The organism is Trinickia sp., assembly GCF_051953955.1.
Lineage (GTDB): Bacteria > Pseudomonadota > Gammaproteobacteria > Burkholderiales > Burkholderiaceae > Trinickia.
On the sequence record NZ_JBQCIF010000019.1, the window covers coordinates 1 to 22,316 of the forward strand.

At 60.7% G+C, this 22,316-nt stretch carries 25 protein-coding genes, 1 pseudogene and 1 riboswitch; of the genes and pseudogenes, 16 read left to right on the plus strand and 10 right to left on the minus strand.

Going from position 1 to position 22,316, the window contains the following annotated elements; genetic code table 11:
* Positions 1-197 precede the first annotated feature (197 nt).
* The 4 genes and pseudogenes from ACTHNZ_RS03305 to ACTHNZ_RS03320 all read right to left on the minus strand — a co-directional run.
* Entirely contained in the window at positions 198-626 is a 429-nt protein-coding gene (locus ACTHNZ_RS03305; protein WP_440541067.1) for a DUF2442 domain-containing protein, read from the minus strand.
* The gene (locus ACTHNZ_RS03310; RefSeq protein WP_440541068.1) at positions 619-867 is read right to left on the minus strand and encodes a DUF4160 domain-containing protein; all 249 of its coding nucleotides are present in this window, start codon (positions 865-867) and stop codon (positions 619-621) included. The genes ACTHNZ_RS03305 and ACTHNZ_RS03310 overlap by 8 nt, the downstream gene beginning before the upstream one ends.
* Positions 868-1,278: 411 nt before the next feature.
* Positions 1,279-1,641, minus strand: coding sequence for a DUF1493 family protein (locus ACTHNZ_RS03315; RefSeq protein WP_440541069.1), 363 nt, complete (start codon positions 1,639-1,641; stop codon positions 1,279-1,281).
* Positions 1,638-1,826 (minus strand): annotated as a pseudogene (locus ACTHNZ_RS03320) (STM2901 family protein); the annotation flags it as partial. The gene ACTHNZ_RS03315 and the pseudogene ACTHNZ_RS03320, both read right to left, overlap by 4 nt.
* A 369-nt stretch (positions 1,827-2,195) precedes the next feature.
* On the opposite strand from ACTHNZ_RS03320, the gene ACTHNZ_RS03325 reads away from it, so the two are divergent.
* Positions 2,196-3,053, plus strand: a complete 858-nt coding sequence (locus tag ACTHNZ_RS03325) for a PA4780 family RIO1-like protein kinase (protein WP_440541070.1) — start codon at positions 2,196-2,198, stop codon at positions 3,051-3,053.
* A gap of 656 nt (positions 3,054-3,709) precedes the next feature.
* Here ACTHNZ_RS03325 and ACTHNZ_RS03330 read toward each other — a convergent pair.
* Positions 3,710-4,084, minus strand: a complete 375-nt coding sequence (locus ACTHNZ_RS03330; RefSeq protein WP_440541071.1) for a glutaredoxin family protein — start codon at positions 4,082-4,084, stop codon at positions 3,710-3,712.
* A 382-nt stretch (positions 4,085-4,466) separates the two neighbouring features.
* Between ACTHNZ_RS03330 and ACTHNZ_RS03335 the strand changes: the two genes are divergently transcribed.
* Positions 4,467-6,146, plus strand: coding sequence for an ABC-F family ATP-binding cassette domain-containing protein (locus tag ACTHNZ_RS03335; RefSeq protein WP_440541072.1), 1,680 nt, complete (start codon positions 4,467-4,469; stop codon positions 6,144-6,146).
* Between the two features lie 215 nt (positions 6,147-6,361).
* Here ACTHNZ_RS03335 and ACTHNZ_RS03340 read toward each other — a convergent pair whose 3' ends face one another.
* Both ACTHNZ_RS03340 and ACTHNZ_RS03345 read right to left on the minus strand, forming a co-directional pair.
* Positions 6,362-7,537 (minus strand): AAA family ATPase, encoded by a 1,176-nt coding sequence (locus tag ACTHNZ_RS03340; RefSeq protein ID WP_440541073.1) that lies wholly within the window; start codon positions 7,535-7,537, stop codon positions 6,362-6,364.
* Between the two features lie 316 nt (positions 7,538-7,853).
* Complete coding sequence (locus ACTHNZ_RS03345) at positions 7,854-8,147, minus strand: hypothetical protein (RefSeq protein ID WP_440541074.1); 294 nt, start codon at positions 8,145-8,147, stop codon at positions 7,854-7,856.
* A gap of 95 nt (positions 8,148-8,242) precedes the next feature.
* Here ACTHNZ_RS03345 and ACTHNZ_RS03350 point away from each other — a divergent pair, with 95 nt between their 5' ends.
* From ACTHNZ_RS03350 to ACTHNZ_RS03370, 5 genes are all read left to right on the plus strand, one after another.
* A complete protein-coding gene (locus ACTHNZ_RS03350) occupies positions 8,243-9,202 on the plus strand; it encodes a GlxA family transcriptional regulator (RefSeq protein ID WP_440541075.1) in 960 nt (319 codons plus the stop codon).
* A gap of 38 nt (positions 9,203-9,240) precedes the next feature.
* Complete coding sequence (locus ACTHNZ_RS03355; protein ID WP_440541076.1) at positions 9,241-9,762, plus strand: arsinothricin resistance N-acetyltransferase ArsN1 family B; 522 nt, start codon at positions 9,241-9,243, stop codon at positions 9,760-9,762.
* 33 nt (positions 9,763-9,795) lie between these two features.
* Positions 9,796-10,437 carry a TetR/AcrR family transcriptional regulator gene (locus ACTHNZ_RS03360; protein WP_440541077.1) on the plus strand — a complete coding sequence of 214 codons (642 nt, stop codon included), beginning with the start codon at positions 9,796-9,798 and terminating at the stop codon, positions 10,435-10,437.
* Between the two features lie 88 nt (positions 10,438-10,525).
* Positions 10,526-11,500, plus strand: a complete 975-nt coding sequence (locus ACTHNZ_RS03365) for a DMT family transporter (protein ID WP_440541078.1) — start codon at positions 10,526-10,528, stop codon at positions 11,498-11,500.
* A gap of 138 nt (positions 11,501-11,638) precedes the next feature.
* Entirely contained in the window at positions 11,639-12,523 is an 885-nt protein-coding gene (locus ACTHNZ_RS03370) for an AraC family transcriptional regulator (RefSeq protein ID WP_440541079.1), read from the plus strand.
* A gap of 97 nt (positions 12,524-12,620) precedes the next feature.
* Here ACTHNZ_RS03370 and ACTHNZ_RS03375 read toward each other — a convergent pair whose 3' ends face one another.
* Complete coding sequence (locus ACTHNZ_RS03375) at positions 12,621-12,746, minus strand: hypothetical protein (RefSeq protein ID WP_440541080.1); 126 nt, start codon at positions 12,744-12,746, stop codon at positions 12,621-12,623.
* A 204-nt stretch (positions 12,747-12,950) separates the two neighbouring features.
* Here ACTHNZ_RS03375 and ACTHNZ_RS03380 point away from each other — a divergent pair, with 204 nt between their 5' ends.
* The 6 genes from ACTHNZ_RS03380 (at position 12,951) to ACTHNZ_RS03405 (ending at position 17,899) form a co-directional block, all read left to right on the plus strand.
* Entirely contained in the window at positions 12,951-13,760 is an 810-nt protein-coding gene (locus tag ACTHNZ_RS03380; protein WP_440541081.1) for a transporter substrate-binding domain-containing protein, read from the plus strand.
* A 75-nt stretch (positions 13,761-13,835) separates the two neighbouring features.
* Positions 13,836-14,513, plus strand: a complete 678-nt coding sequence (locus ACTHNZ_RS03385; RefSeq protein WP_440541082.1) for an amino acid ABC transporter permease — start codon at positions 13,836-13,838, stop codon at positions 14,511-14,513.
* The gene (locus ACTHNZ_RS03390; protein WP_440541083.1) at positions 14,510-15,160 is read left to right on the plus strand and encodes an amino acid ABC transporter permease; all 651 of its coding nucleotides are present in this window, start codon (positions 14,510-14,512) and stop codon (positions 15,158-15,160) included. The genes ACTHNZ_RS03385 and ACTHNZ_RS03390 overlap by 4 nt, the downstream gene beginning before the upstream one ends.
* Complete coding sequence (locus tag ACTHNZ_RS03395) at positions 15,147-15,866, plus strand: amino acid ABC transporter ATP-binding protein (RefSeq protein ID WP_440541084.1); 720 nt, start codon at positions 15,147-15,149, stop codon at positions 15,864-15,866. Before ACTHNZ_RS03390 ends, ACTHNZ_RS03395 begins: the two co-directional genes overlap by 14 nt.
* 187 nt (positions 15,867-16,053) lie before the next feature.
* Positions 16,054-17,232: an HsdM family class I SAM-dependent methyltransferase gene (locus tag ACTHNZ_RS03400; protein ID WP_440541085.1), complete on the plus strand. Its 1,179-nt coding sequence runs from the start codon at positions 16,054-16,056 to the stop codon at positions 17,230-17,232.
* Complete coding sequence (locus ACTHNZ_RS03405) at positions 17,225-17,899, plus strand: hypothetical protein (RefSeq protein ID WP_440541086.1); 675 nt, start codon at positions 17,225-17,227, stop codon at positions 17,897-17,899. Before ACTHNZ_RS03400 ends, ACTHNZ_RS03405 begins: the two co-directional genes overlap by 8 nt.
* Here ACTHNZ_RS03405 and ACTHNZ_RS03410 read toward each other — a convergent pair.
* Positions 17,866-18,687, minus strand: a complete 822-nt coding sequence (locus tag ACTHNZ_RS03410; RefSeq protein WP_440541087.1) for a hypothetical protein — start codon at positions 18,685-18,687, stop codon at positions 17,866-17,868. The genes ACTHNZ_RS03405 and ACTHNZ_RS03410 overlap by 34 nt on opposite strands.
* A gap of 246 nt (positions 18,688-18,933) precedes the next feature.
* On the opposite strand from ACTHNZ_RS03410, the gene ACTHNZ_RS03415 reads away from it, so the two are divergent.
* On the plus strand, positions 18,934-19,629 hold the full coding sequence (locus ACTHNZ_RS03415; RefSeq protein ID WP_440541088.1) for a phosphatase PAP2 family protein: 696 nt from the start codon (positions 18,934-18,936) through the stop codon (positions 19,627-19,629).
* Between the two features lie 12 nt (positions 19,630-19,641).
* Here ACTHNZ_RS03415 and ACTHNZ_RS03420 read toward each other — a convergent pair whose 3' ends face one another.
* Complete coding sequence (locus tag ACTHNZ_RS03420) at positions 19,642-20,796, minus strand: branched-chain amino acid ABC transporter substrate-binding protein (protein ID WP_440541089.1); 1,155 nt, start codon at positions 20,794-20,796, stop codon at positions 19,642-19,644.
* 407 nt (positions 20,797-21,203) lie between these two features.
* Positions 21,204-21,266: riboswitch (Fluoride riboswitch) on the plus strand.
* A gap of 84 nt (positions 21,267-21,350) precedes the next feature.
* Between ACTHNZ_RS03420 and crcB the strand changes: the two genes are divergently transcribed.
* Together crcB and ACTHNZ_RS03430 are read left to right on the plus strand one after the other, a co-directional pair.
* The gene (gene crcB, locus ACTHNZ_RS03425) at positions 21,351-21,737 is read left to right on the plus strand and encodes a fluoride efflux transporter CrcB (RefSeq protein ID WP_440541090.1); all 387 of its coding nucleotides are present in this window, start codon (positions 21,351-21,353) and stop codon (positions 21,735-21,737) included.
* Positions 21,738-21,920: 183 nt separating this feature from the next.
* On the plus strand, positions 21,921-22,253 hold the full coding sequence (locus ACTHNZ_RS03430; RefSeq protein WP_440541091.1) for a DUF190 domain-containing protein: 333 nt from the start codon (positions 21,921-21,923) through the stop codon (positions 22,251-22,253).
* Positions 22,254-22,316: the final 63 nt, after the last annotated feature.

The following is a 22,316-nucleotide window of genomic DNA, read 5'->3' on the forward strand; positions in this document are numbered from 1 at the left end:
CAGGGGCTTGGGAAGCTAGGGTAATGGCCATTATACGACGCCCGCAGAGACAGCGATTGTACTGGGTTTTGGGTGGATTGGGGAGTTGGGTTTCGAGGTCCGCGTAAGTAAGCTTGTATCTTGAGCGGACGCGATGCCATCTGACGGGGCGGGCATGCGAGAAGGCGCCGCTGCTACCGTAGTCCGAGTTCTCTTCGTTACGCGTGTGCGGGCGTTGCCGGATGTTTGCGCGGGCGGCCACCCTTGCGTCCGTTTTCGCGGGATGCCGCAGCCTTGGCTGGGGACTTGATCGCGCCCATCCCGCGCGCGAGTTCCTGCATCCATGCCTTGGTTCCGAAAATGCCTTGCAACAGGCCCGGGCCCCACAAACCGAGATCAAGGCGCGGCCAGTACAGCGAAGTGCCCGCGCCCGAGACCTCGACCTGAGCCAGTTCGGCCAGTGTCGGCGCACGCTCCAACATGCTGAAGTCTTGAATCAGCGCGATAGGGACCGCGATTTTCACGCCATGGACAAACCTGACCTCCAGCGTACGCGTTGAGCGTATGAATCGCGCCGATACGATGGTCGGCTCCTCCGCGCCGCGCTTGCGTGCAGCGGCAATTTCGGCAGCAGTGATGTTACCCATGCATTTTTCTCCATTCCCTGCAAAGGCGCTCGATTTCGGGCTCGATCAGTTCGGCAAGCCGGGCGATTGTGCGATCCGACATGCGGCCCTTTACTGTCCGCAACCTGAGCGGACCGCGCGGACACCCCAGTTCGAACACGCATGATGGGCCGCTCGTCTTTTCAACGTGAACGTGCGGTGGGCTATGGTCGTTGGTGAATATTTGAATACGATAGCCGAGGATTCTTAGCAGTGTTGGCACGCTGTGATTATAACCTAACGTTAGGTTTTTGAAGGTTACTTCAGCTGTAAGCCTATCGAAGAACCAGCGGGATCAGGGGCAGAATTTTCTGGTTAAAGGAGGTCTGCGCAGGCACGATGACGAACGCGTTGCCACCGCCTGCGATCAGACTGGCAACCTCCTGATAGGCGAGCGGTCGGCCCGCATCAAACCGATGCTTCCGTCACCGTTCTTGCCGAACCGCCGAACCGCCGAACCGCCGAACCGCCGAACCGCCGAACCGCCGAACCGCCGAACCGCCGAACCGCCGAACCGCCGAGCCGATGAACCGATGAACCGATGAACCGATGAACCTTCGCTTCGACCGTTACGCCAGCAGTGGCCTCCAATTGAATCATCCAATGCGTAACTGCCCACCGCCTGCCCGAACGTTCATCGCAAGCGACCGCTTTCGACCTCGGCGGAATCCCATTTACCAAGGCTGGCAGCCGTGACGAGCATGCCGACCGTGATAGGAATGCGATCGAGCGCCTTGCGCCGTTTTCGCGACAGGGCTGTGACGAGCATGAGCAGAAGGCCGGACCCCTCGTCTATGAAGTAGCGCCCTGACGAAAAATCGCCTTCGTCGACCTTGAACCGGGCAAAGAAGGCTTCCATGAACGTTTCGCCTTCGATGCCGGTGATGCCGAGGTCGTCTTCAAGCGTCGTTGCGGTCGTGATGACCTGGCTCTTCGACAAACCGCGCTCCTTGCGCACGAACGATTCGACTTCATCGAGCAGCAGCGAATTGCTCATAGGCGGTCCTCGGGCTTCACGAGTTGGTTGTAATGAACGGCGCTGCGGTAGCTGATTACCGACACGTCGTAGGCGAGGATGACTTCACCGATGATCGGGACGGTGCGACCAACGAAGACGCCGATGTTGCGGGTCCAAAGGATTTTGAGGCGTCGGACGCTGCCGAGCGTTAGCGTCGGCAGGATATATGGCTGAGCGGCTGCCGTGGCATCACCCGGGATGCGTTCAACAGGATAGCTCGACAAAAGCGACGCTTGGCTCGTACTGGCGACCATGACGAAGCTCATCCCGGGGCTCCGCCCATGCATCAAACCCGAAGCGTGTCCGCTATGAGCCCAGCTTCCTCCGAATCGCATTTCCGAGTTCATAGATCAATGCATCTACGCAGTCGCCGCAGGGAGATTTGCGTCGGTTCGTCCTCGGCCACCCTTATAATCCGGCATGACTCCATTCATCTCCCACGCAGCAAGCTTACAGCCGCCAGCACCGGCTGCTCGATTCATCGGTTTGTTGGTCGCGCATACCTCAGCGGGCCATTCACAGCCGACGATCGTATGAAAATACCCAAACGACTTGCACCGCTTCTCGAAGAAGGACTTATCGACGAAGTCATCGGCCAGTTGATGAGCGGCAAGGAGGCAACAGTCTACGTCGTGCGCAGCGGCGAATCGACGCGTTGCGCTAAGGTCTATAAGGACGCGAAGCAGCGCAGCTTTCGTCAAGCCGCGTCGTATCGGGACGGTCGCACGGTCAAGAACAGCCGGCAGGCGCGGGCGATGGAAAAAGGGACGCGCTACGGCCGTCAAATGCAGGAAGCGTCATGGCAGAACGCTGAAGTCGACGCGCTGTTCCGGCTCGCCGACGCAGGTGTGCGCGTGCCGCAACCCTATATTTGTACCGACGGCGTGTTGCTGATGGAGCTGGTGATCGACGAGGTGGGTGACGTCGCACCAAGGCTCAACGATGTCGATCTGACCGAAGCCCACGCCCTCGAACTGCACGCGCTGCTGCTGAACCAAGTTGTCCGCATGCTCTGCGCAGGGGTGATTCACGGCGACCTGTCGGAATACAACATCCTGCTGGCAGCGGATGGGCCGGTGATCATTGATCTGCCACAGGCCGTCGACGCAGCCGGCAACAACGAAGCCGCCTCGATGCTCAAGCGAGACGTCGACAACCTGGCCGCGTACTTCGGGCGGTTTGCACCGCAAATACTCACCGCGAGTTACGGCACGGAGATCTGGGCGCTCTTCGAAGCAGGGCGACTGCATGTCGATGCCGAACTGACCGGGCGCATCGAAGTCGACACGCGACCTGTGGACATCGATGGCGTGCTGCAGGAACTCGAAGAGACACGTCTTGAGGAGGACGCGCGAGTGCGGCGACAGCAGGAACTGAGCGCAGGCCGGTAACCGTGCTCGATGTCCCCCGAAGATCGCCAGAAAGGAAAGGTCTTCGAGGATGCCGCCGCTCGGCCAGTTTCGGACAGTCGACGGCGGGCCCGAGATCGTAGACAATCGCCACACGCTCATGGCCAGGTCGCTCTCGACCTATTTGAACGGGCAATCGAAATGACAAGAAGCACGTCCACCGTGTTTTACGTGGCAGCGTTGATAGTCGTTATCGTTGGTGTGGATTTGCTCTTCTTCAAGCACCGCTTCTGGGAACGGTTGATGGTGAACATCGGCATTGTCCTGGTATTCACTGCCTTCTATTTGAGATTTCTGAAGCACACGTAAGTCACGCAAAGCGGCGCCACACATCGAATTCGGTGGTCTCCCGCTGCGTAATTACGCGCTTCCGCCGCCTTTCACTTCCTGCATCGAGTGTGTGTCGTTGGCGCAAATGCGGTGGCTAGCGGTTGGTTCAACTTGCGGACGACATCGAGCGCCGGAGCGCGGCCAAGCCGAGACAATCGCTGTCGTCGGCTAGATCGTCAACAATCTCGATGTTTAGATCTCGTCAACGTCGCATCATGCGGGAATCGACGCTCGAAGCGCGACCAGTTCTTCAAGCGGAGAACGAGCGGCATGCCCACAGGTGCAGATAATCGTCTGCGGGCGACGGATCACGCGATCCCGGCGAAGCGTTGCTCCAGATAGGCGATGATGGCCTTGGACTCGTACAACCAGCGCGACTGGCCCTCTTCCTGAATATGCAGGCAAGGCACTTTGACCTTGCCGCCACCGGCCAGCAAACGATCCCGTGCAATGGGATCGTTTTTGGCGTTGTGCAGCGTCATCGGCACATTCAGACGATGCAGGGCGCGCCGGGTCTTGACGCAGAAGGGGCACGCATGGAACTGATACAGCGATAGCAGCGCCGCTTCTTTTTCTACAACCGCCTGACCTTGCGCCCCGCGGCGCTGCGGGCGTGGGCGACTGACGGCGTCGCCGATCAAGATCAACTGGCCGAGACCGACACGCAGGGCTTTCATCAACATCGAGGCTACCTTGAACGGCGAATTGAAGTGGGCAAGTCTACTCTTTCCAGAATCCGGCTGCTCCGAACCTAACAAGGACGATCGCGATGGGCAGCGAATGACGCGAGCCGCGCCGGCTGCGGTGGTCGGCAACCACCATGAAGCAACGGTTAGTGGCTTGGATGTCTGGCTTCCTGTCGCGCATCGGCACGCGTCAGACATGCGGGGCAGCAGACGGCCACAACCTGCCATTCAGGGAGAGGGGAAGCCTGCCGTTGGAACGGCAGCGAATCTCTGGAACCCGACGAAGGCGTTACGCGCACAATTCGGGCAATCGACGTTGGTGTGGCGACGCTGGACGTCCGCTCGGCTATCATGCCAATCCTCTCCGAAGTAGCTCCTTATGATTTCCGTCCGTACTCTCACACTGCGCCGCGGCGTAAATGTCGTACTCGATCGCGCGTCCATCACATTCGCGCCCGGCGAAAAGATTGGTCTTGTCGGCCGCAATGGCGCCGGTAAATCGTCCTTCTTCGGCCTTCTCAACGGCACGCTGCACGAAGACAGCGGCGAGTTCTCGATTCCTGCCGCGTGGAAGATGGGCCAGGTCGCGCAGGAGATGCCAGAGACCGAGCAGAGCGCGACGGACTTCGTCATCGAGGGTGACACGGTGTTGCTGGCCGCGCAGGCCGAAGTAGCCGCCGCCGAGGCTAGCGACGACGGCATGCGCATGGCGCTCGCCTACATGGCCCTGCACGACGCCGGCGCGCATGATGCCCCCGCACGTGCCCAAGCGCTGATCCTCGGCCTTGGCTTCAGTGCTGCGCAGCTTAGCCAGCCAGTCAACAGCTTCTCTGGCGGCTGGCGCATGCGGCTGCAACTGGCGCGCGCGCTCATGTGCCCGTCCGACCTGCTGTTGCTCGACGAGCCAACCAACCACCTCGACCTCGACGCGCTCGTCTGGCTGGAAGCCTGGCTCAAGCGCTATCAGGGAACGATGGTCGTGATCAGTCACGACCGCGAATTCCTCGATGCGGTGACAGAGGTGACGGTGCACGTCGACAACGCCAAGCTCGTGCGCTATGGCGGCAACTACAGCAAGTTCGAAGACATGCGCGCCGAACAGCTCGTGTTGCAGCAGGCCGCGGTGGCTAGGCAGGCGGACAAGATCGCTCACCTGCAGAAATTCATCGACCGATTCAAGGCCAAGGCCTCGAAGGCAAAGCAGGCACAGAGCCGTGTCAAGGCGCTCGAATGCATGGAGAAGATCGCACCGGTGCTGGCCGAGGCGGAGTTCAACTTCGAGTTCAAGGAGCCCCTCAACATCCCGAACCCGCTGCTGTCGATGCTGGACGCGAGCTTCGGCTACCCGGCGCCGACCGACGCGCTGCCGGGCACGCCGCCCACGGTCATCGTGCGGGGCATCAACCGTTCGGTGCTGGCCGGGCAGCGGATCGGCATTCTCGGCGCCAACGGCCAAGGCAAGTCCACGCTGGTGAAGACGGTGGCGCACACGCTGGCGCCGATCGCCGGCGAAATCAGTGAAGGCAAAGGCCTGAACATCGGCTACTTCGCACAGCAGGAACTCGACGTGCTGCGCCCGCTCGACACGCCGATGGAACACATGATTCGCCTTGCGAAGGACACGCCGGCTCACATGCGCGCCCCTGGCCAGAGTGGAACTGAACAGTCGCTTCGCACCTTCCTCGGCACTTTCAACTTCAGCGGCGACATGGTCCATCAAGCGGTTAGCACGATGAGCGGCGGCGAAAAGGCGCGGCTCGTATTGTGCATGATCGTGTGGCAGCGTCCCAACCTGCTGCTGCTCGATGAGCCGACCAACCACCTCGACCTGGCCACACGCGAAGCGCTAGCGATGGCGCTCAACGAATTTGAGGGCACGGTGATGCTGGTCAGTCACGACCGGGCCCTGCTACGTGCGGTATGTGATGAGTTCTGGCTGGTCACCAAGGGCGGCGTCGAGCCCTTCGACGGCGATCTGGACGACTATCAGCAGTTCCTGCGCGATGAAGCCCGTCGCATTCGCGAGGAGGCTACCGTAGAGCAGAAGGTCATTGCCTGAGTGACCCCAGGCGGGCGGCGGGCGTTTCAGGTGATGCCGAGATCGTCTTCGAGCGTCGTGACCGATGTGATGACTTTGCTCTTCGACAAGCCGCGCTCCTTGCGCACGAACGATTCGACTTCTTCGAGCAGCAGCGAATTGCTCATAGGCGGTCCTCGGGCTTCACGAGCTGGTTGTAATGAACGGCGCTGCGGTATGTGTAGGTGTTGCAGGCCTTAAGTCAGGCTCGTGAAATTGCGAATCAGGTAGTCATTGAACATCGGCACCGTAAACGCGATGTCTCCATGCGATGGACTGTAAATCATGCCTTTGCTGATGATCTGTGCGCGGCGGGGCCCGAGGCTTTGCGGGGTCTCGCCGAGCGCGTCGGCAACATCGGAGGAACGATAGGGGCCATTTCCCAATTTCGCCATCGCGATGACGTACTCTCGTTCTTTAGGCGTTAGCCGATCAAAGCGTACCTTGAAAAAGCCCTCGTCCAAACGCTTGAGCGTTGTCGTCTCGGCTCGCTGCGCATCGACGACGGATATCGTATCGCCAGTTGCAAGGTTCCAGCATTGATGGCCCCACTCCTGAAGGAAGTAAGGGTACCCCTGGGTTTTCGCAAAAATCTCGCTTAAGGCTGCGTCATCCACGAACGCGCCCTCGTCATTCACGGGTTGACGGATTGCTGCTTTCGCGTCTTCTTCTGGCAACGCGCCTACGTCCGGGTAATGAAACAGCCGCTCTGCGTACGACTTGGCCTCTCCTGACAAGGCGGCGACTTGGGGCAAGCCGGCGCCAAAAAACAGGACAGGCAAGCCTTTCTGGTTGACCTTGTGCAACGCTACGATGAGCGCCGCTAGGTCTCGTTCGTTGAGGTATTGGACTTCGTCAATCAGTAGGGTCCAGGCTCTACCTGCAGCCTGGGCAGCCTCGCCGATCCGTACGAACAACTCGGGAAGATCATTTTCAAGATCTCCGCTGTCTGCTACACCTTCTTCGGCATCCACTGAGATAGAAAGATCGCCGTATCGAAGCTTGAATGCGGAGGCGAAGGACTTGAGGGCGCGCAGGGCGTCGAATGCCTTCGCCTTTGCATTGGCCGTCACCGACAACTTTCGGAGCGCTTGGTGCATGCGGGGTAGCAGTTGCTCACCCAGCGACTTGTTTTCAGGGGCCTCGATCATCGAAGTCACGTGCCCGCGCTCCGTTGCAAGCGCTTCTACCGCGTTGAGCAAGACCGTCTTGCCTACGCCACGTAATCCAAGAAACATCTGTGAACGACTGGGCTTGCACAGCAAGGCGCGTTCAATTGCAATGCGAGCATCCTCAATGATTGCTTCGCGGCCGGCGAGCTCAGGCGGCTTGTTGCCCGCACCCGGTGCAAAGGGATTTCGAACTGGATCCATGATGGCGCTCTATATACAGATGTATACATAAGTATATCCTCATCGGCTTATACTTCGATATATTTTAGTATAAAAGCTCACGGACACGTCGTAAGCGAGGATGACTTCACCGATGATCGAGGCGGTGCGGCCCACGAAGACACCGATGTTGCGCGTCCAAAGCGAAGTTTTCCGCAACCGGATGCGCTCAGTCGCGCGAACCTTCCTTCGAATGTATTGACGGACAGAGGAAGATACGCGGCGCTTCGCTCAACGTGACATTTTCCGCTGCGAGCGCGCCGCGGCCCTCGCAGCGTCATTGACGGCGCGACTAGGCTTATTTGCCCTGAAGCAGCATACCGAGGGGCTTGAGTGGGCCTACCGGCAGGAACTCGAAGTCGAGGAAGCCGGCGGACGCGAGCGGCATTGCGCCCACGATAGCCTTGGCTTCATCGACGGATTCGGCGCTCATCAGGAAGACCACCCCTGGTTTTTCGTCGATAAAGTAAAACTGCTCGATTTTGCCTTCGAGGTAGAGCTTGAGCGTGTGAGGGACTTCCTTCGGCATGATCTGTTGCCGAACTTCGTCCGTGAGGGGTTTCACGCCTTTTCCGATCGCGAAAACTTTCATTTGTCGTCTCCTTGGTGAATCGACGAGACAAAGTCTAGGCCGCGCACTCGAAAACCGGTACAGTCGTAAATGCCAACTTTTGAGGCGTTTACGCCATGCGGATCGCTCTGCTTGCTCTCGATGGAGTTTTTGACACCGGGTACACCGCGGTGCTCGATTCGCTTAGCATCGCGAACAGTTTCGCTGTCCGTGAAGGCAGGCAACCTCCGTTTGAAATCAGCGTCGTGGGGGTGCGCAAGAAGGTGCGGACCAGCGGCGGTCTCGCTCTTCCCGTGCAGCCTATAACGCCCGCATTGATGCCAGACTGGGTGGTCCTTCCCGCGCTGGCGACCTCGACCCCCGAGCGCCTCCTTCCGGCGCTTGAGCGGCCTGACGTCAAGCAGGCCGTTAGCGAGCTCGGGAAGTGGCATGAGCGGGGCGCCAGGATCGCCACTTCGTGTATCGGAACGTTCCTCGTGGCCGAAACCGGCCTTCTCGATCATCGCGAGGCGACTACGACCTGGTGGCTCGCGCCGCTGTTCCGGCAACGCTTCCCCAAGGTGCAGCTCGAAGAGTCGCGAATGTTGGTGCCGACCGATATCGGCGTCACGGCGGGCGCGGCTATGGGGCATCTCGATCTTGCGCTTTGGCTGATCCGCAAAGCTAGTCCGGAACTGGCCGTCGTCGTCTCGCGATACTTGCTGGCCGACCTTCGTTCATCGCAGGCGCAATACATTATTCCTAACCACCTGGCGCAGGCCGATCCCCTCGTCCTGCGGTTCGAGCGCTGGGCAAGGGATCATCTCAAAGAGGGGTTCTCCCTACAGGATGCCGCGTCTGCGGCGGGAACCAGCACGCGCTCGTTGCAGCGGCGATGCCAAGCCATACTGGGCAAATCCCCCTTGTCCTACTTTCAGGACTTACGCGTGGAGCATGCCCAATCGCTTCTCCGCAGCGGCATGGATCTCGAAGCCGTGGCCGCTCACGTGGGCTACATCGACGGGGCGACGTTGGGCGCGCTCCTTCGCCAGAGGACGGGCCGCGGTGTACGCGACCTTCGCGGCGAGCTGCGCTGAGGAGATATCATCGAACCGACGGCTACAAGGAGAATCAAGTGATTCGCACCGCAACGCCCGAAGATGCCGCATCGATCGCCAGCATTTACAACCACTATGTCTTGAGTACAGCCGTCACGTTCGAGACGGACGTTGTTCCTCTCGACGAAATGGCCTCTCGCGTCCGCGAGGTGGCCGCGGCTGGTCTGCCCTGGGTGGTCGCCGAGCGCAATGGCCGTGTCGTCGGCTACGCCTATGCCAGCAAGTGGAAGGGGCGCTGCGCGTACCGCTTTTCGATCGAGAGCACCGTCTACGTTGACGCCGAGTACACGCGACAGGGCATCGGCGCGGCGCTCTATGACGCTCTGCTCGCTCGATTGCGCTCTGGAAAGACGCATGTGGTCATCGGCGGAATTGCCTTGCCGAACGAAGGCAGCGTTGCGCTTCACGAACGCTTGGGTTTCCGGAAGGTGGCTCACTTCAATGAGGTCGGCTTCAAGTTCGAGCGCTGGATCGACGTGGGCTACTGGCAACTTACTTTCGTCGACAAGCCAACGCTTCCGGTGGAGGCGCATGGTTGATTTTGAGAACGATCAGTTCTAATATCATGCTCCATGACTACCTTCGACAGTTCCCAAAATCGCGCCCGTTTCCGTTCCGATCATCCGGCGGAACGCGGCCGACCACGGGAATTCGATGTCGATCAGGCGATCGACGCTGCCGCCCGCATCTTTTGGGAGCATGGCTATCACGCGACGCCGGTCGACGCGCTGTGCGAGGCGACCGGCGTGTTCCGCGGCAGTCTGTACCGGACCTTTGGCGACAAGCACGGCTTGCTTGTTGCGGCGTTCGATCGCTATGCGGAAGGTGCAGTCGCGCGACTGAAGGAACGACTGGCCGCCGACATGCCACCAGCTGACGCGTTGCGCGCGGCGCTGCTGCATTACACGTTGGTCAGCGCGAATCTTCTGGATCGGTATGGCTGCCTGATCACCAATGCGGCCATCGAGTTGCTACCGGGCGACCAGGCCATGCGTTCCCATATCGAATCGACCTTGCACCGCATCGCGACGCAGTTCAGTCTTGCGATCGCGCGCGGCCAGCAGGCTGGCCAATTCGATGGAAGCCTGGATGCAGAGGAAGTCGGACGGTTTCTGCTCTGCATTGTTCAGGGGATGCGAGTGCTCGGCAAGACCGATATGGATAAATCCGCGTTGACGTCGATTGTGGACATGACGATGCGAGCGCTGGTCTGAGACGAGCTTTTCCATCGGCGCGCGTCGGTGATTTGATGAGTGTCGGCAGCCGCCGGCATTTTTTGATCTATTTTGAGAACGATCAGTCATGAAATCAAACTCCGCTTCATCTGCATCGTCGAAAAATTACTGGAAGGGCGTCGCGTTGTGCCTGACGGGTACGGCGCTGATGGGGGCGATGTTTCCCGTGATGACCGCCGCGTTGACGCACGTCGATCCATTCACGTTTACGTCCCTGCGCTATCTGATAGCTGGGATCGCTTTCGCGATGTTGCTGCGGCATCGCGAAGGCGCTGGCGCGTTTGCAGCCGACGGCCACTCGCTCGGGACTGCATGGTTGCTGGGATCGGTCGGCTTTTGCGGCTTCGGCTCGTTCGTGTTTCTCGGGCAGCAACTTGCCGGGCCGGACGGCGCGCTCGATGCGTCGATAATGATGGCAACGCAACCGATGATGGGCTTGCTTCTTAGCGCGTGGCTACGACGCAGCCCACCGCCACTGCTCTCGCTCGTGTTCGTCGCGGCATCGTTCTCAGGGGTCTCGCTGGTGATTACGAACGGTGATCCGCTGGCCGCCATTCACGGACCCCAGCACTACGCTGCCAGCGGGCTGATCGTGATCGGAGCGTTTTGTTGGGTGGTATACACGTTCGGCTCCGCGCGGTTCGCACGCTGGTCAGCATTGAAGTACACAACGATGACGACCTGGCTCGGGCTTACTACGATCGTAACCGTCAACGCGATCTTCATTGCGCTGCACGTGGTGCCCACGCCGACGTTGTCGATGCTGCGCTCCATTGCGCCGCATCTACTCTACATGGGGCCCGTCGCTGGGTTCGGCGCGATCTTGTTCTGGGTCTCCGGAAACCGGATCCTCGGTCCGATGAACGGCGTGCTGTTCATGGATGTGGTGCCGATCACTGCATTCGCCGTGTCCGCCCTGACCGGACTAGTACCGATGTCCGTTCAGATTGCGGGGGCAACATTAACGGCCGTCGCGCTGATCATGAACAACGTCTATTTGCGCCGCCGCACGTTGAGGATGGCGGCGTCGGCCGCGTCGTGAATGGCTGCTTTCGGGTAGCGCGAACGTCGCTTCAGGGCACTAGGTGTCTCTGTGATTCCGAAATCACATCGAGCAAGCCCGGCTAGGCGCGTCATGCTCGTCATCGGCGACCATATCGCAAATCGCACAACCCAGACCATGCCAATACCAATACATACGGACGACGACGCCAGAACCCGTTACGCGAAGCGCTTCGAGGCCGTCCTCGCTTATATCGAGGCCAACCTCGAGGGCGACCTGTCGGTCGATGCGTTGAGCCGAATCGCGAACTTCTCGAAGTTCCATTTTCATCGGCAGTTTGCCTCATACGTCGGGGTGCCCGTCGCGCGCTATGTCCAGCTGATGCGCTTGCGTCAGGCGGCTCGCCGGCTGGCTTCGCGCGAACCGTGCTCGGTGTTCGACGCGGCGCTCGAGGCGGGTTTCGAGAGTCCCGAAGCCTTCAGTCGGGCATTCAAGCGCGTGTTCGGCACGGCACCGAGCGAATTCCGGCAGCGCCCGAGTTGGCAGATCTGGAGTGCGTTCTTCGTCGTCCCTTACTTTTCAAGGAAACTGACCATGCAGGTGCAAATCGTCGATTTTTCAGAAGTGCGTGTCGCCGCGCTCGAACACCGCGGGCCACCCGGGCTCCTCAACGAAAGCGTGCGAAAGTTCATCGATTGGCGCAAACGAAGCGGGCAAGCGCCCGTGGCATCGACCCGGACGTTCGGCATTCCGTACGGCAATCCGGATACGATGCCGGCCGACGATTTTCGCTTCGACCTCTGCGCGGAGATCGACGCGCCGCTGGAGCCGAACGCTCAGGGTGTCCGCGAGCTCGTCATTGCCGGCGGTCGATGTGCCGTGGTTCGGCATTCAGGATCGACGGACCACATCGGCGAGACCATCTATCCTATCTATCGCGACTGGCTTCCGGCAAGTGGGGAGGAACTGAGGGACCACCCACTGTTCTTCCATTACCTGAGCGTTTATCCCGAAACGCCGCAGCACGAGTGGCAGACCGACATCTACATTCCGCTCGTATGAAGGCCCGATTGCGGAGCGGCGATGTGCTCAACCGTCGCCGCTCCGCGGTCACGCCGTGGCGCTCGTCGCGTTCATGACGTGTGCGCCTTTCAGGCCTTCAGGCTTTCAAACCTTCGGCCTGCATCGCTTCCCGCACAGTGGCGCGCTCGCCCTCGAGATCGAGGTAGGCGCGCAAGGCCGGGAAGTGTTCGAGGGCCGCGGTGGCGCAGGCGAACGGTGACACGCGACCGGCGCAGCCGCCTTCGCGCTCATGAACCAAGTTGGGGAATATTGAACCACAGGAGGGCGGTGCCCCCGCTCTTTTCCGGTGCGAGCCCTCGTGCGCTTCCCGTCGCACGGGCATTGGCGCGATCTTTGCTCCCCATTGCGCCCGCTGGGCCGCTACGTAGCATGGCCCGTGCCTCAACCACTCGTTTCGGGAATCGCCATGGATCACAAGAAGTCGCACCGCACCGCTTTGCGCCGTTGGCTCGCCGCACTCGCCGCCGCACCGGCACTCGTTTTCTTCGCCACGCAGGCCGCGCACGCGGACGCACTCGACGCCATCGCCAAGCGGGGCACGCTTCGCGTCGCGGTGCCCGAGGATTATCCGCCGTTCGGTTCGGTCGGTCCCGACATGAAGCCGCAAGGCTACGACATCGACATGGCTGCGTTGCTCGCGAAGTCGATGAACGTAAAGGTCGAACTCGTGCCCGTCAACAGCGCGAACCGCATTCCGTATCTGCAAACGGATAAGGTCGATCTCATCATCTCGTCGCTCGGCAAGACGCCCGATCGCGAGAAGGTCGTCGATTTCTCCGCGCCCTACGCGCCGTACTTCCAGGGCGTATTCGGCCCGGCGGACATCAACGTGAAGACCGCGTCGGATCTTGCCGGCAAGACGGTGGGCGCGACGCGGGGCGCGCTCGAAGAGATCGCGCTCACGAACATGGCGCCCAACGCCACGATCCGCCGCTTCGACGACAACAACGCCACCATTCAAGCGTTCCTTTCCGGTCAAGTCCAACTCATTGCGGCCGGCAACGTCGTCGCAGCCGCCATCATCGCGAAGCACCCGCCGCGGCTGCCCGAAATGAAATTCATCATCAAGGATTCGCCGTGTTACGTGGGCCTCGGCAAGAACGAGCCCCGCCTGCTGGCGAAGGTCAACGCGACGATCGAGCAGGCGAAAAAGGACGGCACGCTCCAGGCGATGTCGAAGAAGTGGCTCGGCCAGCCGTTGCCCGCAACGTTCTAACGCACTAAACGCATTCGCATCGGGCTCGCCACAGCGTGGCGAGCCGCCCCGGCGTTTGCTTCAACGGTACCTTCCATGAGTTATCAACTGCAGTTCGGCGAACTGGCGGCTTATACCGGCATGTTTGCGAGCGGCGCGGCCGTCACGTTAGGGCTGACCGCCGCATCGACGCTGCTCGGCACGAGCGTGGGTGTGCTCGGCGCGGCGGCGTGCGAGAGCCGATACACGGCGTGGCGCAGGATGACGCTCACCTATGTAGAGGGCATCCGCAACACGCCGTTTCTCGTGCAGCTCTTTTTCGTCTTCTTTGGTTTGCCTGCCCTCGGCATCCACATCGGCGAATACACGGCGGCCATCGCCGCGATGACGCTCAATCTCGGCGCCTATTCGACGGAGATTCTGCGCGCAGGCATTCGCGCCGTGCCCGCGGGACACCGGGAAGCCGCCGCGGCGCTGGCGATGTCTCCGCGCGAGACCTTCATTCACGTGCTGCTGCCGCAGGCGTTCGCGAAAGTCTTTCCCGCGCTTTCGAGCCAGATCGTCATCACGATGCTCGGCTCGGCGGTGGTCTCGCAGATTTCGGTGGCCGATCTCACCTATGCGGCCAGCTACGTGCAATCGCGAAACTTCCGCGCGTTCGAGACGTACTTCCTCATCGCATTGATTTATTTCGCACTGGCACTGGTGCTGCGCGCCGCCCTCCATGCGACGGGCCGCAGGCTCTTCGCGCGCAACTTGCGAGGCGTTCGATGATCGACTTCACTTTTGCTCAGATGCTCGAGGCGCTGCTGCTCGCCGCGCGTTGGACCGTCTTGCTCTCGCTGATCTCGTTCTTCGCGGGCGGAGCGGTGGGGCTCGTGCTGCTGGTCATGCGCGTATCGCGTTCGCGCGTGTTGCGTGCGCTCGTGCGCATCTACATCGAGGTGTTTCAGGGCACGCCGTTGCTGTTGCAACTCTTCATCGTGTTCTTCGGGCTGCCGCTCCTCGGCATCGACGTCTCGCCGTGGGTCGCGGCGACGCTCGGGCTCACGTTTTTCACGAGTGCTTATCTTGCCGAGATCTGGCGCGGCTGCGTGGAAGCCATTCCGAAAGGGCAGTGGGAAGCCTCGTCGAGCCTGGCGATGAACTACTTCGAGCAATTGCGGCACGTCATCTTGCCGCAGGCGGCTCGCATCGCGATCGCGCCTACCGTCGGTTTCGGCGTGCAGGCGATCAAGGATACGGCGCTCGTCTCGATCATCGGGTTTTCCGAGCTCGCCAAGGCCGGAACCGAAATCTCCAACGCGACGTTCAAGCCGTTCCTCGTCTACGGGCTCGTCGCACTCATTTACTTCGCGCTCTGTTATCCGCTCACGCATTACGCGCGGACGTTGCAAAGGACTTTGTATGGCTCTCGTTGAGACTGTCGGCGTCGAAAAGCAGTTCGGCGCGACCCCAGTGTTGAAAGGCGTCGATTTTTCCATCGAGCGCGGGCAAGTGGTTTCGATCATCGGCCGCAGTGGTTCGGGCAAAAGCACGTTCCTGCGCACGCTGAATGGACTCGAAAGCATCGATGCCGGATCGATTCAAATCGACGGCGCGCGTATCGATGCACGCCACGGCGATCTGCGCGCATTGCGCCTAAAAGTGGGCATGGTCTTCCAGCAGTACAACCTTTTCCCGCATCTCACGGCGGGCGAGAACGTCGCGCTTGCGCAGATCGTCGTCAAGAAGACGCCGCGGCACGAGGCCCATGCGGTTGCCGCTCAGATGCTCGAGCGTGTGGGTCTCGGCGATAAGTTCGGCGCCTATCCCGATCAGCTTTCGGGCGGGCAGCAGCAACGCGTGGCCATTGCTCGCGCGCTGGCGATGAAGCCGTCCGTGCTGCTGTGCGACGAGATCACGTCGGCGCTCGACCCGGAACTCGTCGGTGAAGTGCTGAGCGTGGTGGAAAGCCTCGCGCGCGAGCATATGACGCTCGTCATGGTGACGCACGAAATGCGCTTTGCGCGTGCGGTCAGCGATAAGGTTGTCTTCATGCACCAAGGCCGAGTATGGGAAAGCGGCCCGCCCGACGAAATCTTCGATCGCCCCTCGACAGTCGAGTTGCGCCGCTTCGTTCAGTAGGCGCGCGGGACGGGCGGCGACTTGCCGCTCGAAGCGCTAGCTATGTGCCTCCTTCGCGTGAGGAGGGGACAGGGGGCCTTGCGTGCCCCTTGGACTTCTTCCGGCGCGGCAGCGGGAGTGAAACGAACGAAAATCACAGCGCTCCGGGTAGAATAGACGTGGGTCACCATCAACTGACATACGTCGCATGGCAAAGAGACATCAAGCTTCAGAACACCTCATCTCGCAGGTTCGCCGCTGCCAGGAACTCATCATGGCTCGCACGGGCGTGGACGAGTTCTACGAAACGGTGAGGCTGCTGCTCGCCAAATCGTTCTGGGAGAAAGCTAGAGAGACGGAACCTCTGACATATGAAAACGCACAGTTGGTGCTGCAAGCCGGCGAAGAGGTGGTGAAACGCTTCGTGGAGGGCGAGCACTTGTTATGCGCCCCCGAAGAAGTGGCAAACGAATGTCTGCGTATACTGTCGCCCACACTGTTGAAGGATGCGTCCTACGACATGTTGCACACCGTATTCGAGCAAATGACGGGGCGGCAGTACAAGTCCGAGAAAGGACAGTATTTCACCCCCTCTCATGTGGTGGACTTTTGCATTGACGTGCTGCGGCCACGCCGGGGAGAAACGCTGTGCGATCCCGCTTGCGGAAGCGGTGCGTTCCTCAAAAGTGCATATGAATCGATGAAGCCGGGGCGGGCCCGTTGCGATATTTATGGATTCGATATATCGAAACGGGCATCGAAAACCGCTTCGCTGCTGTCATATCTCGCTTGTGACGATAGGCTCTCGGTCAATCAGCTCGATGCGCTCGCGGTGGAGTCGAGTTCGCTTTTGAAAGTCGATGGCTTTTCCATCGAACAATTCATGCGATCGAACGGACGAAAATTCGAAGGCTTCGACATCATCGCTACCAATCCTCCATTCGCCGGCGACGTTTCGGAAGCACAGTATCTCAATTACTATCAGACGGCGAGGCTTGGCGGGGCTAAGGTCGAGCGCGATACGCTGTTTCTGGAGCGGTGCCATACCTTGCTCAAGCCGGGTGGCCGGCTCGCGATCGTGCTCCCGGATAACAAGTTCTCGGGTGCGCGTTTCGCTGCCGTTAGACGTTGGTTGCTGGAGAACATGCTCGTCAAGGCTGTCGTCAGTCTTCATTCGTACACTTTCAGACCTTTCACGTCGCAGAAGGCTTGCATCCTTTTTGCCGTTCGCGATGATCGCGGAGCCCGATCCGAAGCCATTAGCTTTTATCGATCGGACAAGGCTGGGAAGTCTTCGAATGGCGATCCCGTGCTCGCTGACGGCGAGATCGATCATGATTTGACCGAAATAGCGAACGACATCACCGAGGAGTGGGTAATTGGTTAAGGTCAAGGTTAGCGCAGGAGCGCTAGGGGATCTGTCGTTGCTCTCCCCGGAATATTGGCTTTCATCGATCTCGGCCGATGGAATGGGTGCGGGCACCGTGCTGGGGGAGATCGTCTCGCTGCAGAAGAAAAGCACGAGCGATGTCGCCGATGCATTCGTGCTCGATACAGGTAACAGCGATCGGGGGTTGCTCGTCTTGCCGTTCATAACGGGGAAGAACAGCGCACCGCGGGTGAGTACCAAAAAGGTGGCGCCAGAAGGGGCGGTGATCATTTCTCGTTTGCGGCCGTATTTGCAGCAGGTCGCCTATATTCCGCATGGAATATGCGACGTCCTAGGGATCGAGAGGATCTTGTGTTCGACGGAGTACTACGTTCTCGTGAGCAAGGACGATCGCCACTCCATCGCCTATCTGGTTCCGTGGCTGTTGTCGGAAGGGGTGCAAACCGTTTTCGAGCAGGCGACGACCGGTGGGCATCACCCGAGGTTCAACGAGGAGTTGATCTTGAAGTTGACCGTGCCGGATCACGTCATCGCTCGCCGCGATGAGACGTCGCGGCGAGTCGAGCAGTCGGTGCTGGATCATGTCAGGGCACAACTAGATGTTCGCGCGCTCATCGCATCCGTAAACGGTCAATCGTCGTCGGTCGATTCCGTGCCCTCGTAGCCGCTGATTGCCCATGGAGCGGGGTACGCACCGCGAGCTGCGAAGTGGGCTCCGTTCCTCGCAAGAAATTCCTGCAGCGGTTTGTATGGAATTCGCTTGAGCTTTCCGAAGTTCGTGTCTTCGTTGAAATCTTTCTGCTCACTTTCCTTGCGGCCGTAAGACGTTATGTCGAGCGGCTCGCCGCGAGCCAGCTTGGCTTTTCCCTGCTTGCTCAGGATCGCGGGTGTTTGGTAGTTGCCGAACCACCGCCCGCCGCCTTCAGCGAGGCGAAAGTCGCGCGCTCTGACGCATTCGATGACCGGAAAGATGCCGAGGTCTCGAATCACGGGCGTCAACAAACTGCCGCCTTCCGACGCGGGATGAAGGTGATAGCTCAGGATCAGCAACGCGTCCGCATCGGGCGCAACGTTGTTGAGCGTGACTTTTTGAGTCAATCGCGCGGAAGGTTCCCGTCGCGTGGGCGGCTTCTTGAGCGCGACGGATGGATTGTCGCAAAACAATCCTTTGAGCTCGATTCGATATCCGGATTCGTGCAGAAAATCGGGATACCCTTCTCGCGAGCCCAGGATGCCGGGGCCCTTGCGAAGGCCGACCGGTTTTGAAGACGCTATGCTCGCGAGCACGGCGTCGGTCAGTGTGCCGACGATCGTCCCGATTTGTGACGGCTCGAACTGTCGGGCGGCCTCGGGAGGAAGTTTGAGGTAGCTTATTTCCACCCCAATCAACGGAGAAAGCGCGTTCGAGAGCTCGAGCATCGCCCGTTCTTGTTGAATCGATCCCCAGCGCACGTGTCGTTCCTTTTGTCGGTCGAATGGCGACGTATGGTAGCAAATCGCGCCCCGCAGCCCCGAAGCTGACCGGTCCGTCCCGCCGCCACGGCCAATGCGGGTGATCCGCGTCAATGATGACCACCCCACGGCCATTTTTTTAAATTTTTGTGAATCTTTTTCGTGGGAGCATCATGCGGGGCTTCCCTGGGCTCGGCTTTTCCAGCTTGGCGGGGCGAGCCGCTTTACCAGGAGGAGAAGGGCGTAGTGAATGGCTTCGACAATGCGATTCTGACTTTCTTGACGCAGCATGCGTTTCATTCCGGCTTCGCGAACCACGCGATCCGAGCGTTGACCGAGTTCTATACCGTCAAAGGGCTCGTACTGACCACCGTTCTCTGGTGGATGTGGTTCGCCCAGGACGAGCGCTACGCCGCCAACCGCGAAATGGTCATCGCGACGATTGCAGCCGGCCTGCTGGCCCTTGTCGTCGGCAGACTCCTCGCGCATTACCTGCCGTTCCGAATCCGGCCCATACACGACCCGAACGTCCACCTGCATTTCCCCGAATCGACCTACACGGAGCCGACCCTGCGCTTCTGGAGCTCGTTTCCAAGCGACCACGCCATGATGTGGGGCGCGATCGCGATGGGCATCTTCCTCGTTTACCGCGTCGTCGGCGTATTGGCGCTGCTGTACACGATATTGTTCATTTTGTTGCCGCGCGTCTATCTGGGCCTGCATTACCCCACCGACGTCCTCGCGGGCCTCGTGCTGGGCATCGCATTGGCGTGCTTGATGACCCGGGATGCCGTGCGGACGCGGATCGCGGCTCCGATCCTGCACTGGATCGAGCGGTATCCGGCGCCAGGCTATACGTTCGCCTTCGTCCTCTGCTTTGAAATGATCACGCAGTTCGACGATCTGCGCGTGGCCACCGAGGCGATCAGAAAGGCGCTCTGATCCGCGCCATGCTTACTTCACGGCGACCCACCGCCCCGAGGCATCGACTCTCGCGTAGGGCTGGAATTTGCCGTCCCGGATCGTCACGGCCATGAAGGCCGCCTTGGCTCGATCGCCCTTTTGATCGAACGCAATCTCGCCCGTCGCGCCTCGGTACGCCTTCAGCTTGTGCAGTGCCGCGGCGATATCCTCCGGCTTGGTCGACTTCGCGTTCTTGATGGCCTCCGCCGTTACGCCGATCGCGTCGTATTCGTAGACCGAATAAGGCCCCGGCGCCCGTTGATACGCCGCCTCGTAGGCTTTCACGAAGCGCCGCGCCTGCGCATTGTCGAGAAACTGCGGCAGCGGCGAAGTCGTCATGATCATGCCTTCGGTCGCCGCGCCGCCTTTCTCGATGAGCGTCGGCGCCGCCGTGCCGTTGCCCATGAAGTATTGGATCGACGTAGCCAACTCGCGTCGATTCTGGGCAAGCACGACCGCCTCGGTGTAGTAGCCCGTGAAATAGAGAACATCCGGCTTAGCCGCCGCCGCGGCCTTGACGGTGTTGCGATAGTCCGGCTGTCCGGGCGAGATCGCACCGTTGTAGGCGATGTCGACGCCTTCTTGCTTGAGCGCATCGATCGTGCTCGTCGCGAGCCCGACAGAGTAGGTCGACCCATCGTTGATCACCGCCGCGCGCTTCGCGTGCAGCACCTCCTTCATGAACTTCGCGGCTAATACTCCCTGCGCATCCATGCGGCCGATCGTGCGAAAGGCATCGTTCCAACCATGCTCGGTCAACGACGGGAACGTCGATGCATCGAGCACATAGGGTATGCGCCGATCATGCAGCACGCGCAGTTCGGGTACCGCGGCGCTCGAGCAATATCCGCCGGCCGCCGCCGCGACGCTTTCGGCGGCGAGCTGCGTCGCCGCCGAAGCAGCGCTGTCCGCGTTGCAGGCATCGTCGGCCGGTGCCAGTTCGAGCCGCTTGCCGAGCACGCCGCCCGCCGCATTGATCTGGTCCACGGCAAGCCTCGCGCCGTCGACGATGTCCGTGCCGGCCTCCTGGTAGCTGCCGGTCAGCGGGACCGGCACGCCGATCCTAATGACGTCCTGCGCAGGCGCGGGACGCGGCATCAAGGCTGCCGCCAATGCGATTCCCATCGCCGCGGCGAGCCACGCCATGGCTTGCCGCGAAGGCTGGGCGTACCGCAGTCCCGCATGTGCGCGAACGCGAACGATAGAGCGACTTTCGACCATCATCTTCCTGCCCCTCCGAATTCAATGGATGTCGCGACGACCTACGCTTGCCTATGCATCGCAGCGACGCGCGAAGTCACAGCCTCCCGGGCGTTGTCATCCAATAAACATATCGGCACTTGGCGCGGCACAGTTCAATCGGCGATCGGCATGGAATCGTTTCCTTGCGGGAAAACGACAGTGCGCGCCATCGCTCGAGCGAGATCGATGCGCCCCGCACGCACCAAAGCCCGCGCGGGCCACCCATATTGCGTCTCGCCGCTCAAACCCCTAAAGTAGCGTGTCGCGGCGTTGCGCGACACGGGTGCCGCCCGCCGGCGTAAGGCCGCGCAGCGCGCACGGGAGATGGCATACCTCCTTCAACCGCCCGCGTGGCTGATGATGCCTACCATTCCCGAGCCGGAATCGGTAGGCGTTTGTTCGTTCGGCGCTGCCGCCATCCGGTTCGATCGAAAATACGATTTGAACGGGACTACAGGTTGATCTACTCGATTCTCTCCATTTTCATCGGCGCCGGTCTCGGCGCGTTGCTGCGCTGGGTGCTGAGCCTTGGCCTCAATGCCGTCTTTCCGGCCATCCCGCTTGGTACGTTCGCGGCCAACATGCTCGGCGGCTATTTGATCGGCGTCGCCACGGTGTTCTTCTCGTTCAAGGCTGGCTTGCCGCCGGAGTGGCGTCTCTTCGTCATCACGGGATTCATGGGCGGGTTGACGACGTTCTCGACGTTCTCGGCCGAAGTCGTCACCTCGCTGGCCCAAGGCCAGCTGGGCTGGGCAATCGCAGAGGCCGGCATGCACCTGTTCGGCTCGTTCGCGCTCACCGCGCTCGGGATGTGGACCGCGCGCATCTGGCTTGTGGCCGCCTGATTGATCGATGGCTCGATGGCTTGTTTATTCGATGGTTCCGCAGCCCGCGCGGCGGCGGCGGGGGAAGGATGGACCTTGGAGGGCGACGCGGCCTTACCACCGAGGCGCTGCGTCGCCGCCGTTGTAGCCGGGCGATGCAGCAGGCACAATCGGATGGTGCCGCGTTAGCGCCAGGAGGCCCTCATGCAAGCCGAGCAATATGTATTGTTGCGGTTCTACGTCCACGAGAATCACCGGCTGCGCGGCAAGCTGCTATGGGAGTGGCTGCTCGGCTGTGCGAAGGAACTCGGCGTAATGGGAGGCTCGGCGTTTCGAGCCATGGCCGGCTTCGGCGCTCATCGCGTCCTGCATGAAGATCGCTTCTTCGAACTGCAGGGATCGTTGACGGTGGAAGTGGAGTTCGTGGTCACGGAAGCCGAGGCCCGGCAACTGATCCACCTCGCATCGCAGGAGAAGGTGCGGGCCGTCTACACGGTGATTCCAGCCACGTTCGGCGTCATCGGTGCTGATGCATGACCGAATAGTTGCCGTACGCGGGCCGCGCTGACGCAGGCGGCGTACAGCGCGGTGCTCCGAAGC